The organism is Brevibacterium sp. BDJS002, from assembly GCF_028201555.1.
In the GTDB taxonomy this organism is placed as follows: Bacteria; Actinomycetota; Actinomycetes; order Actinomycetales; family Brevibacteriaceae; genus Brevibacterium; species Brevibacterium aurantiacum.
Window position 1 is genome coordinate 3,922,356 of sequence record NZ_CP116392.1, and the last position, 14,847, is coordinate 3,937,202.

Annotated in this window: 12 protein-coding genes and 1 pseudogene; 6 read left to right on the top strand and 7 right to left on the bottom strand. The window is 63.2% G+C overall.

Annotated elements, in window-relative coordinates; genetic code table 11:
* The first annotated feature begins 89 nt into the window (after positions 1 to 89).
* The gene (locus PGC08_RS18110) at positions 90 to 386 is read left to right on the top strand and encodes a cupin (RefSeq protein ID WP_271709068.1); all 297 of its coding nucleotides are present in this window, start codon (positions 90 to 92) and stop codon (positions 384 to 386) included.
* A 46-nt stretch (positions 387 to 432) separates the two neighbouring features.
* Here the strand turns inward: PGC08_RS18110 and PGC08_RS18115 are convergent, their stop codons facing one another.
* The gene (locus tag PGC08_RS18115) at positions 433 to 1,911 is read right to left on the bottom strand and encodes a glutamate-cysteine ligase family protein (protein ID WP_271709069.1); all 1,479 of its coding nucleotides are present in this window, start codon (positions 1,909 to 1,911) and stop codon (positions 433 to 435) included.
* 134 nt (positions 1,912 to 2,045) lie between these two features.
* On the opposite strand from PGC08_RS18115, the gene PGC08_RS18120 reads away from it, so the two are divergent.
* Complete coding sequence (locus tag PGC08_RS18120; protein WP_271709070.1) at positions 2,046 to 3,218, top strand: M20 family metallopeptidase; 1,173 nt, start codon at positions 2,046 to 2,048, stop codon at positions 3,216 to 3,218.
* An 84-nt stretch (positions 3,219 to 3,302) separates the two neighbouring features.
* Here PGC08_RS18120 and PGC08_RS18125 read toward each other — a convergent pair whose 3' ends face one another.
* A complete protein-coding gene (locus PGC08_RS18125) occupies positions 3,303 to 4,247 on the bottom strand; it encodes an FkbM family methyltransferase (RefSeq protein ID WP_271709071.1) in 945 nt (314 codons plus the stop codon).
* A gap of 311 nt (positions 4,248 to 4,558) precedes the next feature.
* On the opposite strand from PGC08_RS18125, the gene menC reads away from it, so the two are divergent.
* Positions 4,559 to 5,683 (top strand): o-succinylbenzoate synthase, encoded by a 1,125-nt coding sequence (gene menC, locus PGC08_RS18130; RefSeq protein WP_271709072.1) that lies wholly within the window; start codon positions 4,559 to 4,561, stop codon positions 5,681 to 5,683.
* 215 nt (positions 5,684 to 5,898) lie between these two features.
* On the opposite strand, the pseudogene PGC08_RS18135 reads toward menC, so the two are convergent.
* The 4 genes and pseudogenes from PGC08_RS18135 to PGC08_RS18150 form a co-directional block, all read right to left on the bottom strand.
* Positions 5,899 to 6,806 (bottom strand): annotated as a pseudogene (locus tag PGC08_RS18135) (cation diffusion facilitator family transporter).
* 274 nt (positions 6,807 to 7,080) lie between these two features.
* Positions 7,081 to 8,835 carry a flotillin family protein gene (locus PGC08_RS18140; RefSeq protein WP_271709073.1) on the bottom strand — a complete coding sequence of 585 codons (1,755 nt, stop codon included), beginning with the start codon at positions 8,833 to 8,835 and terminating at the stop codon, positions 7,081 to 7,083.
* A gap of 120 nt (positions 8,836 to 8,955) precedes the next feature.
* Positions 8,956 to 9,414, bottom strand: a complete 459-nt coding sequence (locus tag PGC08_RS18145; RefSeq protein ID WP_271709074.1) for a DUF3817 domain-containing protein — start codon at positions 9,412 to 9,414, stop codon at positions 8,956 to 8,958.
* Between the two features lie 106 nt (positions 9,415 to 9,520).
* A complete protein-coding gene (locus PGC08_RS18150) occupies positions 9,521 to 11,539 on the bottom strand; it encodes a M28 family peptidase (protein ID WP_271709075.1) in 2,019 nt (672 codons plus the stop codon).
* A 414-nt stretch (positions 11,540 to 11,953) separates the two neighbouring features.
* Between PGC08_RS18150 and PGC08_RS18155 the strand changes: the two genes are divergently transcribed.
* Both PGC08_RS18155 and PGC08_RS18160 read left to right on the top strand, forming a co-directional pair.
* Positions 11,954 to 13,060, top strand: a complete 1,107-nt coding sequence (locus PGC08_RS18155; RefSeq protein ID WP_271710083.1) for a VIT1/CCC1 transporter family protein — start codon at positions 11,954 to 11,956, stop codon at positions 13,058 to 13,060.
* Between the two features lie 75 nt (positions 13,061 to 13,135).
* A complete protein-coding gene (locus tag PGC08_RS18160; protein ID WP_271709076.1) occupies positions 13,136 to 14,020 on the top strand; it encodes an aminotransferase class IV in 885 nt (294 codons plus the stop codon).
* Here the strand turns inward: PGC08_RS18160 and PGC08_RS18165 are convergent.
* Positions 14,007 to 14,309, bottom strand: a complete 303-nt coding sequence (locus PGC08_RS18165; RefSeq protein ID WP_271709077.1) for a hypothetical protein — start codon at positions 14,307 to 14,309, stop codon at positions 14,007 to 14,009. The two genes, PGC08_RS18160 and PGC08_RS18165, sit on opposite strands and share 14 nt — an antisense overlap.
* 197 nt (positions 14,310 to 14,506) lie before the next feature.
* Between PGC08_RS18165 and PGC08_RS18170 the strand changes: the two genes are divergently transcribed.
* On the top strand, positions 14,507 to 14,806 hold the full coding sequence (locus PGC08_RS18170) for a DUF4235 domain-containing protein (protein ID WP_198395769.1): 300 nt from the start codon (positions 14,507 to 14,509) through the stop codon (positions 14,804 to 14,806).
* Positions 14,807 to 14,847: the final 41 nt, after the last annotated feature.

Genomic DNA, 14,847 nt, shown 5'->3' on the forward strand with positions numbered 1-14,847 from the left:
CGCGGGTCACGTGCAGGGCTGGGATGCTGTTGCGCTGAAGGCTAGGGTGAGGAGCAGACCAGCAGTGACGATCAGAAGGAGTGTCAATCATGAGCGATGAGAACACCGGTTCGACAGGTGAGATCCAGCTCGACAACGGAGTCTTCCGCGTGACCAGGTGGACGATCCAACCCAATGGGGTCATCCCCATGCACAAGCACGAATACGAGTACGTCGTCATTCCGATGGTCACAGATGCGATGCACGTGCGGAACTCGGATGGGACCTCGATCGTCGCAGACCTCGAAGCAGGAGTCAGCTACACACGCGCGGCAGGGTCCGAACATGAGGTCTCGAATCCCAATGGGACCGACGACATCGTCTTCGTCGAGGTCGAACGCCTCTGACTCAGCAAGGTCAAACGCCTCTGACTCCAGGCAGAGCCATGGCTCCTCAGACGGGCACGTCCCAGGTATGGACGGGGTCGCCTGAGGCCTGGTTCGCCACGTAGGCGTCCATCATCTGCTTAAGTCCTTCGCGGCGCTCAGGTGAGTCCGGCGCACTGTTCGGGGCCAAGCGGTCAAGCATCTTCAGCTGCCAGGTCGCACCGTTGGTCCGCTTCTCGGCCCGGCCTTCGATGATCGACATGTACTCTTCGATGACGTCCTTGTCGATGCCCAATCGGCTCAGTCCCCTGCGCGCCTGCGGAATGAGAACATCGAGCACGAGGTCCGCGACATCGATGTGGCCGATCTTCGGCCAGGTCACGCGCGCATGGATGCCGTCCTTGGCACAGGCGAAGAAGTTCTCCTCCGCCTCGCTGAAGGACATCCGCGACCACACGGGGCGGTTCTCTCCGACGAGGAATTCGGCCAGACCGTAATAGAAGGCGGCATCGGCGACCATGTCGACGGGCGTCGGGCCGGCTGGGAGCAGTCGGTTCTCCACGCGGATGTGAGCTCCGGAGTCCGAAGAGTCGTAGATGGGTCGGTTCCAGCGCCACACGGTGCCGTTGTGCAGGTTGAGTTCGTAGAGCTTCGGAGCATCGGCCGAACTGAACTCGACGAAGTCCTTGATCTCGGGCAGCAGCGGTGGGAAGTAGCGGACGTTCTCTTCGAAGAGGTCGAAGACGCTCGTGATCCAGCGCTCCCCGAACCAGACTCGGGGCCGAACTCCCTGATTCACGAGCTCCGGGGTGCGCGTATCGATGGACTGGGTGAACACCGGGATCCGGGATTCGTGCCAGAGTTTGCGACCGACGAACAGTGGGGAGTTCGCACTCATCGCGACCTGGGCTGCCGCGATCGCCTGGGAGGCGTTCCACGCCTCGGCGAACTTGTTGGGTGCGACCTGCAGGTGCAGCTGCATCGAGGTGCAGGATGCTTCCGGGGCGATATCGGAGAATTCATGCTTGTACTTCTCCTCGCCGTCGAGTTCGATGCGGACGTACTCACCCCGAGCGTCGACGATCGAGTTGCTCAGCGCCTCGTAGCGATTCTCTTCGGTGATCCATGTCTCTTCGGTGAGGAACTGGGTGCTTAGGGTCGGCAGAGTCCCGATCGATGCGACCTTCAGCCCTTCCGCCTCGGCGGCCTTCTGGGCCTTGCCCAACCGGTGCGCCACGCCCGCTTCCAGAGTCTTCAGCCCGCGCCCGGCCACTTGCAGCACCGGGTGGTTGAGTTCGAGGTTGAACCCGCCGATCTCCGACTGGTACTCATCGTCGAGGCGCTCGAGGACCTTCGTGTTGTTCAGGCTCGGCTGATTGTCGGAGTCGATGAGGTTGAGTTCGAGCTCCAGACCGATCGTGCCCGCGGACTTGAACTCCGCATGGCGCAGATACGTGTCGAAGAGCTCGAGGTTCTCCGCGAGCTTCTCCCGATACAGCGTGCGTTCTTCCGGCGTGTACCGCTTGGAATTGACTGCCTCACCCATGGGTCAAGCAAACCACAAACCGCAGTGTTTGTGACCTGGTGAGGCCGGACATTTCACATCCCGGGCCTGCCCTGTCACGTCGCATGATGCGGACGCCGCAACCGCCCTTGCAGGCCACATCGTAGAATCGGCGCATGACCACCTCACTGTCCTCAGATCTCCAGTCCGCTGACCTCGTCTCGAAGGCCACCGACCGCCTCCCCCTCATCCTCGATGACATCAGACGCGTCATCACGAAGGAGACGCCGTCGCACGACAAGGCAGCCGTGGCCGCGGGTGCCCAGGACTTCGTCGAACTGCTGCGCGAACGACTCGGGGCCACCGCTGAGGTCATCGCCGTCGATGACACCGCCCATGTGCGCCTGCGGTTCGGTTCGTGCCCGGCCCGCGTCGTCCTTCTCAACCATCAGGACACGGTGTGGCCGCACGGGACCTTGGACCGCAAGCCCTTCTCCACCGACGAGGGGATCCTGCGCGGACCGGGCAGCTTCGACATGCTCACCGGGGCGATCATGAGCATCCACGCGAGCGCGATTCTGCGCGAGCACCTCGGCGAGGGCGCCCTTGAGGGGCTGTCGATTCTGGTCACCGGTGATGAGGAGATCGGGTCGATCTCCTCATCCGATCTCATTCGCGCCGAGGCGGCCGAGGCGAAGGCCGTGTATGTGATGGAGGCGAGCGCCGGCGGTGCGCTCAAGCTCGAGCGCAAGGGCACGAGCAACTACACACTCGTGTTCACGGGCAAGGCCTCTCACGCCGGGCTCGAACCGGAGAAGGGGATCAACGCGGGCATGGCGCTGGCCCTGCACCTGCCCCTTGTCGCAGATCTTGCCGATGCTTCAGCGGGCACCTCTGTGGTCCCGACCGTGATCAGTGCGGGCACCACCTCGAACACGGTTCCCGCCGAGGCGCGCGTTGATGTGGATGTGCGTGCACGCACCGCTGCCGAACTCGATCGAGTCGATGCAGCCATGCGTGAACTCGCCACCCGCCCGCAGCTGGAAGGCTCGTCGATCGAGGTCATCGGCGGAATCAACCGTCCGCCGTTCGAACGTGAGCAGTCGGCTGAACTCTTCGATCGTGCCACTGCCCTGGCTGCTGAACTCGGCCTGCCCGCTCCAGAGGGCGTGTCCGTGGGCGGCGCTTCGGACGGCAACTTCACCGCCGGTGACGGCATTGCGACTCTTGACGGCCTGGGTGCCGTGGGCGATGGTGCGCATGCTGAGCATGAGCACGCGGTCATCGCTGAGATCGCCCCACGCACAGCCCTGCTCGCGGCCCTCATCGCCGATCAGCTCCAATGCTGAATCCACTGGTCAGCTCCAGGGTTGAGGCGAGCCTTCGGCAGCAGGGCTGAAGCGAGGCTCAGCGCGCTGTGCTGACTCGGTCTGTCACCTGACCGGGTAGCCCGCGACCCGCATGTCCTCCGGGTTCTTCGTGGTGAAGAGCCAGTCGCGAAAATGCGGGTCGGGGACGATCTCGTCATGAGCGCTGAGGTGATCGTCGCCGACGAGGTAGTAGTGGTAGTCGAAGCGGTCGAGGATACGCATCAGCTGCTCGGGCTGTGCCCGGTCGTCGAGGACCTCGCACAGGATGTCCGGCTGCAGCGTGCCCAACATTTCCCGACCGTTGTCTAAGATGTCGTTCTCCGCCCCTTCCACATCGATCTTCACGGTCACCTGCGGACGGCCGGGCGGCAGATCCGGGAGGATCTCGTCGAGCGAGGTGAAGCGCACCTGCGCACCGGAGTCGAAGTCCATGCCAGTCCCATAGAACGACGGCAATGCCGATCCCCCGTCGCCGGTGGGCACCTGCATCGTGGTGCCGGGCTTGCCGACGCCCGTCGGATGAACAGTCACCCGATCGCCGAGGTGGTTGCGCGCTACGTTCTTCTCCAACCCGGTGACGACGGCGGGGATGATCTCGAACGAGTGGGCGACCGCGGTCGGATTCGCGGCCAGCACCGCCATCGTAAACACCCCGGTGTAGGCGCCGATGTCGAGGAACACGTCCGCGTCGCGGGACAGTTCGACCATGAGGTCGAGTGCGAAGGCGTCCTCTGCCTCCGCACGGCGACCCTTGCCCCAGTAGAATTCCTTGGCGATCTCGCAGCGGAACGGATCGACGAGGTAGAAGCCGGCGCCTCCGGCACGCCCGCGGACCTCGGTGAGTCCGATCGGTGCTGGCAGTCTGCCGACCTTGATGCCGTTGATGTGGGGCGCCACCGTCCTCAGCATCGGGTGGAGATACGGCTGCGCAAGTGCAGCTTTGACTGGCAGTTTGAGTCCGAACCACTTCTGCTTCCGACCTTTGAGCGACCGCAGGTAGTCGTTCACGTAGCTCTCCCTTAAGTTGAGCGAGATCTTTGACTCACAGTACCAAGGTCGGGCGCACGCGCTCCAGCGGCAGACCGGCGCGTGAGACGGGTTGTGCGAGCCGCAGGTGGACACAAGGAATCCTGTCGGAGTATTCCGAGGGAGACTCATGTCGATCTCGCGCTCAGCTTGTCCACCGAAATCGGCGGGTTCCGCGCTTCGGATGTCCACCTGTGTCCCATACTCCAATGCCCGCCGAGATGGTCCCGCGAGTGGTTATAGGCTGGGTCAGTAGGATCATCAGCCCCGAACACAAAGAAGGTGCATGGCGCATGAAACTCAAGTCGATCACTCTCCACCAGGTGTCCATTCCCCTCGTCACCCCCTTCGAGACCTCGTTCATGCGGGAGACGGAGAAGGACTGCTACCTCGTCGAGGCCACCTTCGACACCCCGAAGGGTGAGATCACGGGCTGGGGTGAGTCGGTGGCGATGATCTCCCCGCTCTACTCTTCTGAGTACGTGGCTTCGGGCATCGATGTGACGAACCGGTGGCTGGCTCCGATCCTCTTCGACGTCGACGAACTGACTGCGGAGACCGTGTCCTGGCATCTGCGTCACGTGATCGGTCACCCGATGGCGAAGTCGGCGCTGGAGATGGCCGTCATCGAGGCCCAGCTCAAGCTCAATGACCAGTCCTTTAAGACCTACCTGGGCGGCGTCGTCGACTCCGTCCCCTCCGGAGTCTCCGTGGGCATCCAGGATTCTGTCGAAGAGACGGTCAGAGTCATCGGCGGGTATCTGGACGAGGGGTATGCCCGCATCAAACTCAAGATCAAGCCGGGTAAGGATATTGCCCCGATCGCCGCGGTGCGCAAGGCCTTCGGCGATGACTTCGGCTTCCAGGTCGATGCCAACGCCGCCTATACCCTCGTCGATGCCTCCCACCTGCGCAGGCTCGACGAGTACGGCCTCCTCCTCATTGAGCAGCCCTTGGGAGAGGCCGACATCCGCCAGCACGGCGAGCTCGCGAAGCTGATGGAGACTCCGATGTGTCTGGACGAGTCGATCGACTCCGCTGAAGCCGCCGCCGATGCGATCTCCATGGGTGCGGCAGCCGTCATCAACATCAAGCCCGGACGAGTGGGCGGCTTCATCGAGGCGAAGAAGATCCATGATCTCTGCGCCGCACATGGTGTAGCAGTCTGGCACGGCGGAATGGTCGAGACCGGTTTGGGCCGTGCCGCCAATGCCGCCCTGGCATCTCTGCCCGGTTTCACGCTGCCCGGAGACATCTCCGGATCGAATCGCTTCTTCCACGAGGACATCACCGAAGAGATCGTCATGTACGACGGCAAGGTCGACGTGCCCACAGGCGTCGGCTTCGGCGTTTCGATCGACCCCGCGAGGCTCGAGAAGTTCCGCACCGACTCGCTGCAGATCCTGCCGCAGAGCTGAGCCGCCGAATCGCCAAGCAACCACCGCCCCATCGCCGAACTGGCCCTTCGCCGAATAGGCAAACGGTTGGTAACTCCCGGTCGACGAGAGCGAGATTTTCGACTGGGACTTACCAACTGTCGTGCGTCCACTGCGAAGTGAACCCTGCAGGCACAGTCACAGAACGAGCTGAGCCGCCGCCCGCCGCCCGCCGAACGCCGCCTGCCGCCCAAGCCTCAGGTGTGGGTGTGCGTCTCCTGGGCCGCGTCCTTCGCCCTGTCGAACTGGAACGTCGAGTGTTCGATCGCGACCTTGAAGTGCTCAGCCAGGCACTCCTGGAGCGCCGTGAGTATTCGCGGGGCATGACCGTCGTAGAAGCATTCGTCGGCGAGGACCACGTGGGCGGTGAGCACGGGGAGGTTCGAATCGATGCGCGTCACGTGAAGGTCGTGGACCTCTTGGACGTGCTCGACTCCTTCAATGTGCATCTTGACCTTGTCGAGGTCGAGTTCCCTGGGGGCGACTTCAAGCAGGATCGATCCGGTCTCCTTCAAGATGGAGAAGGCTCTGGGGACGATCAGCGCGGCGATGAACAGAGCTGCCACGGCATCGGCGCGGGTCCAGTCGAAGAGCCAGATGGAGACGGCGGCGAGGATGACGGCGACGGATCCCAACGCATCGGCGATGACCTCGAGGAATGCGGCCTTGAGGTTGAGCGACTGCCCTTTGGAGGAACTGAGGATGATGATCGACACTATATTGCCGAGAAGTCCGACGGCACCGAAGAGCATCAGCTCCGGGCCCGGTACCTCCGGAGGACGAAGAAGCGACGAATGCCCTCTATGAGGCTGTAGACGCCGAGTCCCAGCAGCAGAGTCGCCTGCGCTCCGGCGGCAAGCACCTCGGCCCGGCGAAACCCCCAGGTCTTCTGACCCTTCGGCGGCTTGCGGACCAGGGTGGCGGCGAAGAGTGCGATCCCGATGCCGATGAGGTCGACAGAATTATGTCCGGTGTCAATCAGCAGCGCCAGACTGCCCGTCGTGATCGAGCCGATCACCTGGAAGACGAAGATCACCAGGACGATGCCGAAGACGATCGCCAAGCGTCGACGCGATCCTGAATCGTGCGAGTGGTCATGTGCCATGTGAACCTCCTATGCAATCACATTAACATATGCGCATGTCTTTATGCATGAATTCATAGTCACACGATCTCACCCCACTCCGAATGCTGCTGCGCACCAGCTCCCGGCCCCACCATGCGCCGACCCCGTCAGTCACCGCCGAGGCGGGCCCGGGCAGCACACCCGAACGCAGAATGCGTACGTGCCCGGCAGCAACTGCCGAGCACGTACGCATCAATTCTGCACTGAGCCCGAGATCAACCCCGGGCAGTGGGAGTGCCGATCACAGCACAGGCTACTTCTTGGCGGGACCGCCTGAGCCGTCCGAGTCGCCGTCACGCCCGTCACGTCGGCGCAGTGCCTCGGCGATGTAGGACTGCACGTCGATTCCGGTGGCCTTCTTCACGTCATCGCCGATATGGGTGAGGTCAAGTTCACCGTTCTCGTCGAGGTAGTCCTTCGGATCGAAGTTCCCACCCGACCATGCGCTGGGATCTCCCAGACCGGAGGGCTTCGCCCCTCCGCGACCCGAGCGACCTCCGCGACCTGACTGACTGCCGTGTCCCTCGGAGATCTCACCTTCGACGACCTGATCGTTGTCGTCGGCTCCACCGCCTGCAGAACCCGACCCGGAGAAGTCCCCCGCGTCGTCGAATGTGGTCGAGCCATCGCGGCCCCCACCGGTCGTGGGGGCCGTTCCGCCCTGGTTCTGCGCCTTGCTGACCAGATCGCTGAGGTCGATGCCGGTGGTGCCGCGCACGACCTCGAGAACCTGCGCGAGGTTGTTCGACACCGAGTTCGCGAGCTTGGACTCACCATCGGTAGACACGATCGAGAGGTCCTTGATGTTCGCGTATGGTGCGACAAGCTCTCCGGCGATGGTCGGCAGGACCTCGAGGACCTTCGACAGCACGGCCGCATCGTTGAACTTCTTGTAGGCCTCGGCCTGAGCCTGGAGAGCTCCAGCCTCCGCCTCACCACGAGCCTTGATCGCGTCGGCCTGGGCCTCGCCCTCGAGCCGAATGGCTTCAGCGTCCTTGGACCGGCGATGCAGCTCGGCGGCTGCCTCGGCTCGGCCCTGGGCTTCGACATCGTAGGCTCGCGCGTCGGCCTCCGCCTGTTGGCGGTATCGTTCCGCGTCGGCAGGACGCCTGACCTCGGCATCTAGCTGTTCGGCGCGAAGTTCTGCGGCTTCCTTCGCGACAACCCGGTCACGTTCGAGCAGTTTCTGCTTCTCTGCCGCAGCGGAGAGCGGTCCGGCGTTGTCGGCCGCAGCCTGACGCTGATCGGCTTCTTCCTTCAGTGCTGCTCGCCGCAGTGCGAGCTGCTGCTGCTGTTCGGCGATGGCCTGATCGGTCAGGGCCTGCTGCTTCTGGGTCGACTCGTTCTGCAGCGCTTCCTCGACAGAGGAGGCGCGACTGGCGTTCGCCTCGGCGATGGCGGCATTCTTCGCGACCTCGGCTGCCTGTGGGCGACCCCAGTCCTTCAGGTAGCTGCCCTCGTCCTCGACCGCAGAGATCTGGAATGTGTCGATGACCAAACCCTGGTTGTTCATCGAGTGCGCGGATTCCTCCTGCACCTGCGAGGCGAAGGAAGCGCGATCCTGAATGATCTGCTCAACGGTCAGCGTACCGACGACGGCACGCAGCGTACCGGAGAGGATCTCTGTGCTGTAGGGCTCGATCTGATCCTGCTGATCGAGGAAGCGCTGTGCTGCTTTGCGCACGTCTTCCTCTGTGCCGCCCACCTTGACCTGCGCAACTCCGTGCAGGCGCAATGCGATGCCGTTCATCGAGATGCCGTCGATCGCGACGGCGATCTGACGTGAGGACAGCGACAGGATGAATGCCTTCTGCACGATCGGATAGACGACTGAGCGTCCACCGATGATGATGCGACCGGTGCCACCCGAACTGCTGGCATTGCGGCCGGTGATGATGAGGGCCTCAGACGGGGAGGCGATCTTGATCGAGCGCATGATCACGAAGAACGCGATCAGGGCGATGATGACTATGGCACCGATGACTACGGCGCCCAGGATGAAATCCACTTGAGCCTTTCCGAGATTCTGGATTGGAAGGGACCAGGCGCAGTGGGACCACAGCGCCCGTTGTGTTCATCCTATGCGAGTCTGCATGTCCTGGACAGGCCCGCCGAGGCTGTGCGAGGTTCACTTGCCCCATTCGCCGGGAGGGCCGAGGAACAGCAGTCCGCTGAAGATGATGATGACGAAGATGATTCCCGCACCGATGGCCAGGAATGGTGAGCGGATCGCCCAGGAGGTGAGCTTCTCGAACCAGTTCCGCGGGGTACGACCGTTCGCGCCCAGTCCCCAGCCACCCTGCAGCGCTCCGGTCTTTTCCACGGATCTTTCGAAGGGAATCGTGGCGTAGGGAATGATGGCCGAGGCCAGGCCAGTGGCGATGCGCTTCTTGCTCCACATCTGCGAGGTGCCGACGCCGATGACGGCGATGACGAAGCAGATGAAGACGAACCCGTGGATGCCGCCGCCGATGCGCACCCCGATCTCGGTGATGTGGGTGTACTTGAGGATCATGCCGATGATGAGCAGAGTCCAGGTGATGGTCTCTGCAATGGCAAAGGTCTTGAAGAAGAGTTTGGGAGTCACGAAACAATTCTGCCTGACCAAGATGAGCGGGTGCTGAAGGCTGTGAATGGGCACGCGGGCCGGTGAACTTTTTCAGTCACCGGCCCGCGTGGCATTCGGGGGACACTCAGGCCTTGCGGCGGCGAGCTCCCATTGTCATGATCACACCGAGCACCATAAGTGCGCCGGCCGAGATCACCAGAGGCAGTGCCTCATTGCCTGTGCGCGGCAGGTCTCCGCCGCCATCACCTGCACCCGGGCCGTCGCCGTCCTCGGCCAGGACCTCGAAGGAACCGGACAGCGGGTCACCGCCGTCGCAGTCGACCGTGACGTCGTACTTGCCGACGTAGGTTGCGGCCTTGGACTCGTCGAGACCGCGTACGCCGAACTTGGCCACGGACTCGGCATCTGCCGTCGCGGTCTGCTCGAATGTCTCGATCTCGCCGTTCTGCGGCTCCACGGTCATCGTGGCGGTGGTGTCTGGGGTACAGCCGGCGGCTGCCACCTGCACGCCCTTCTCACCGACGAAGTCAGCCTGGTCGATCGTCTTCGGATCGATGCTCAGACTCCGCTCGCCCGGGGCTTCCGTCGGATCATCGGTCGGCGTCTCGGTAGGAGTCCCTGTCGGAGGATCCGTGGGTGGGGTGGTCGGCGGATCGGTCGGGTCCGGCGCATCGCTGAGATCGTATGCGAGCGTGTGCACCGAATAGCCGATGGCCGGCGCGAAGATGTCGAGAGACTCTTGGCTCACGTTCTCGATCGTGTCCGTGGGCTGATGGTAGTTGGTGTCGTGGTTGTCACCAACGGTTCCGCCGAACCATTCGGCTTCCTGCTCTGTCTTCGTTCCATCCGCACCGGAGAACAGTCCGCTGGCTGGAATGCCGTTGTCGATGAATGCCTGGTAGTCCGAACGGCCTGAGAAGTCGGTTCCGACGTTGGGCTGATCGTTGTCGGCGAAGTAGTCGGTGAAGATCTGCTCGAGTTCCGCCGATCCTTCGGGCACGTTGACGCCGTCCGGGATCGGCACATCGGAGCCGTCCGAATCCAGGGTGCCGACGATGTAGTTGTCGGAGCCGATCATGTCGAAGTTCATGTACGACTTGACCTTAGAAAGCTCGGCGTCGCCGAGGCTCTCCACGTAGTTGGTCGAACCGACGAGTCCGACCTCTTCCGCGGCCCACCAGCCGAAGCGGATGGCGTTGTCGGCCTCGCTCGGCTGCTCGGCCAGAGCCTCGGCACTGGCCAGCAGTGCAGCTGAGCCGGACCCGTTGTCGTTGGCTCCCGGACCTTCGCGGACACCGTCGAGGTGGGCGCCGAACATCTGGACGTTGTCGTGGTCGCCGGCCTTTGTCTCGGCGATCACGTTCCAGGTCGTCGAGGTGGTGTATTCGGTTTCGAGGGTGAAGTCCGCCAGCAGCGGCTCTTCCTCGGAGGCACCTTCGATCTTGGTCAACAGATCGTTGCCGACGTTGTAGCTGACGCCGACTGTGGGCGCTCCGTTCTCGACACGTTCGCCGAGGGTGGCGTTGAGTGCCTCATCGGGGGCAGAGGTGTCGTTGTTGTAGAGGATGACCGCTGCGGCTCCGGCATCCGTGGCCGCCTGGGTCTTCTCTCCGAAGGAGCAGGTGCCGCGGGCAACGAGGACGAGTGCGCCCTTCGCGCTGTCATCGAAGTCGCTGGCCTCGCAGCCCAGCTGTCCGCCGTCCAGGTCGCTGTAGTCATCGTCGACCGGCAGCGCCACCGACAGATCGGTCAGCGGTTCTTCGGTGCCCTCGGTGTAGCTGGCCGGGGTGACCTCGACCTCCTCGCCGTCGACACTGACAGCGACCTCGCCGAAGGTCTGATCGTCGACCTCGAAGGCCTGTCGTTCGACGTCGAAGGCACCAGTTGCCTCAAGTGTCTGTTCGACGTACTCAACCGACTCCTCATAACCGGGAGTCCCCAACGCGCGGAATCCGTCATCGGCGCGGGAGGTCGAGATATCGGAGATCTTCTGCAGATGATCCATCACGGCGTCACCGGTGACGCCCATATCGGTGTGCTCGGTTGGCCCCGCGTTCCCAGCCGCCAGTGCCGGACTGAATCCGCCGAGAGCCAGACCAGTGGCGGCGGTGACCGCCAACCATGTTTTGGTACGCAACTTCATGGAGTTCCTTTCGCTCCTCAAGTGCCAGACGAACCATGGTTGCTTTTCGCACACACTCGCGAGCGGGCATCTCTGACCGCGCCCGGTCATCGACCGAACGTCACCCACGGGGTAATCGCAGCACACGAATAGCTGAGCGCTGACCGGTTGCCACCGCTGCTGTCAGAAGTTCGCAACAACAGCGGTGGCAACCGGTCGAGCTCAAGGGGAAGCTTGATTCTCACGTTTCGCAATGTCTTCGCCATTGGTAACGAAATACATACATCTATAACGAAACGGTGACACAACTCACATTGAGCTTTAATCTAGTCCATTCCTCGGATCTTTGAGGTAACGAATTAATAACAACCAATACTTCGTCGATTGCGCAAGTGTTGAATTCAAATGCCTACTCCAAGTAGAATCTGACCAGTGATGAACAACGAATCGACCACCCCCGACGCTGCCCATGAGCCCGATCACCGGACGATCAGACGCTGGCAGCGGTATCTTGCGAACGAGCGGCTCGAGGAGCGCGTCTACCGCAATCTGGCAGAGCGTCGCACCGGCGAAGATCGGGAAATCCTCCTCGCTCTGGCCACCGCCGAATCCCGGCATCAGGAACATTGGATCGACCTCCTCGGCGAGCATGCGCAGAAGAAGCGGGCCCCCGATCTGGTCACCCTGAGCCTCGCGTTCCTGGGTCGAATGTTCGGGTCAGTCTTCGTTCTCGCTCTGGCGCAGCAGTCGGAGACGAGTTCACCCTATGACGACGACGAGGCGGCATCGGCAGAGATGGCCGCCGACGAGCGGATCCACGCCGAGGTTGTGCGCGCTCTCGCCGCCCGCTCCCGGGCCCGCCTGTCGGGCAATTTCCGGGCCGCAGTCTTCGGCGCCAATGACGGTCTCGTGTCCAACCTCGCCCTCGTCCTCGGCGTCGGCGCCGCCGGGGTGGGCAACCACGTCATTCTGCTCACCGGCGTCTCCGGCCTGCTCGCCGGGGCCCTGTCCATGGCGGCCGGGGAGTACATTTCCGTGCGGTCCCAGCGCGAGCTGCTCGATGCGTCGACGCCGGATCCTGAATCGCGCCACGCACTGGCCGATCTCAACATCGACGCCAATGAGCTCGCTCTCGTCTTCCGCGCCAGGGGCATGGACTCCCCCGAAGCCGATGCTCGAGCACATCGGACGATCGCCGCAGCCAAGACCAAGAACGCGGCCCCTCAGCTGCCCAGCCTCGACTCCGGAGTCAACCGCGACGAACTGGGCACCGGTCTGGGGGCATCGCTGTCGAGCTTCGCCTTCTTCTCCTCGGGCGCCCTCATCCCGATCCTGCCCTACATCTTCGGCATGTCCGGCCTGCCCGCCGTGTTCCTCTCCGCCGGCCTCGTCGGCATCGCACTCCTCTTCACCGGCGGCACCGTCGGCCTGCTCTCCGGAACCGCTCCGGGACCACGCGCCCTGCGACAGCTTGCGGTGGGATTCGGCGCAGCAGCCGTGACATACGCTCTCGGCCTCCTGTTCGGCGTCAGCGCAGGCTGACCACGGCTTCTGCTCAACTCAGGCTGAGCGCAGCAGCCTCTCGGCGCAGGTTTTCTGAGAACCTAGACTGTCTGTATGACCGATGCTCTTGTCCTCATCGACCCTGCCGCGTCCACCGTCGAGGTGGCCGATTTCGGTGCCCCGCAGCTCCCCGTCACGGACCTGTCTGCCCATCGTGGCGACGGCATCTTCGAGACCGTTCTCGTGCGCATCGGCGACGGGGTGACCGTGGTGTCTCGTGATCGCCATTTCACACGATTCTGCGCATCCGCCTCGGCGCTGGGCCTGCCCGATCCGGAACCTGAGCTGTGGGACCGAGGGCTCGACACCGTGATCGCCGAGGTGCGCGCGGCCGATCCGTCGCTCGCCGAGTTCGGGGTCCGCTACGCGCTTTCACGCGGAACCCAGAACCCCGATGGAAGCCAGAGTCCACGAGGGTGGGCCTTCAACGTCCCCGTCGACGAGAAGATCACGCGAGCGCGGGCACACGGCATCTCCGCCGTCAGCCTCGATCGCGGTTACGATGCCTACCTGGGAAGCAAGGCACCTTGGCTGCTCATCGGGGCCAAGACCTTGTCCTATGCGGTCAACCAGGCCGCCGGAAGATACGCGGCGGAGCAGGGCGCAGACGAGGCCCTGCTCGTCTCCCACGATGGAGTCGTCCTCGAGGGTCCGACGTCCAGCCTCATCATTCGCCGAGGCGACCGTCTTCTCACGCCGAATCCGGAAGCAGGTCTGCTCTCCGGCACGACCCAGCGCCTGATCTTCGACCATGCGGGAGAGCTCGGGCTCAGTGCCGAATATGCGGACTTCGGCCTGAGCGAGGTGGTCGGGGCCGATGGCGCCTGGTATGTGTCCTCGATGCGCACGGCCGTGTCACTCAATCAGCTGGACGGGAACCCGATCCCGCGAGACGCGGAGCTGACGGCGGAGCTTCAGAGACTGATCATGGCTGGCTGACACCGTCGGCCGAATCCGCTGCCGACCGCCTCGGTGCGTGCCGGTTCACTGCGAAACGGCCCGCTTCCAGTCGGCTCGTGTCCAGACGGCCTGTCTCGGAACGATTCGATGCGGAACGAGGAGACGGCACGATTACCGTCAGGACCAGCGCGAGGATGCATGCCCCGCAGCCGGCGAACCACAAAATCCAGAAGATGTCGGCGAGCAGCGGGAAGAGCCCCAGAACGAAACCCAGCGCGCCGAAGGCGAACAGCCCGGTGATGACCGCGACTTTCCATCTGCTGAGCATTGCAGCTCCTCTCGTGCGCTGAAGCTTCAATCTATCGCTCGCATGCGCACGCCACATCCCTCGAAAGTATGAAGTTCTGCCTCATGCGTATGAATGGGTCTCCTGCGCTAGTGTGGTCACGTACGGATTCGCACCCCAGCGACATCTGCGCGGCGCATCATCGCCGCAGGCACAACGTCTAACGAAAGGACACGAGCATGGGAAAGCTCGCATGGCAGGTCATCGGCGTCGGAGCGCCCATCGTGGCAGCATTCGCGGCTCGAAAGGCGTTGACCTTCACTTGGGAGAAGGCGACCAAACGACCAGCACCGAATAACCCCGTCGATGACGAGATCTCGATGTCAGAGGCTCTGGCCTGGACCATCGTCTCCGGTGTCGGCGTCGCAGTGGCACAGCTCGTCGTGCAGCGCATCGCCGCCAGCACCGTGCGCAACAGTTTCGGCGACGACGCTCTGCCCAAGAAGTTCCGCAAGCAGATCGAAGAAGACGTCGACTGACCAGTCGGCTCCATTGAATAGTCAGCACCGCTGACTATTCG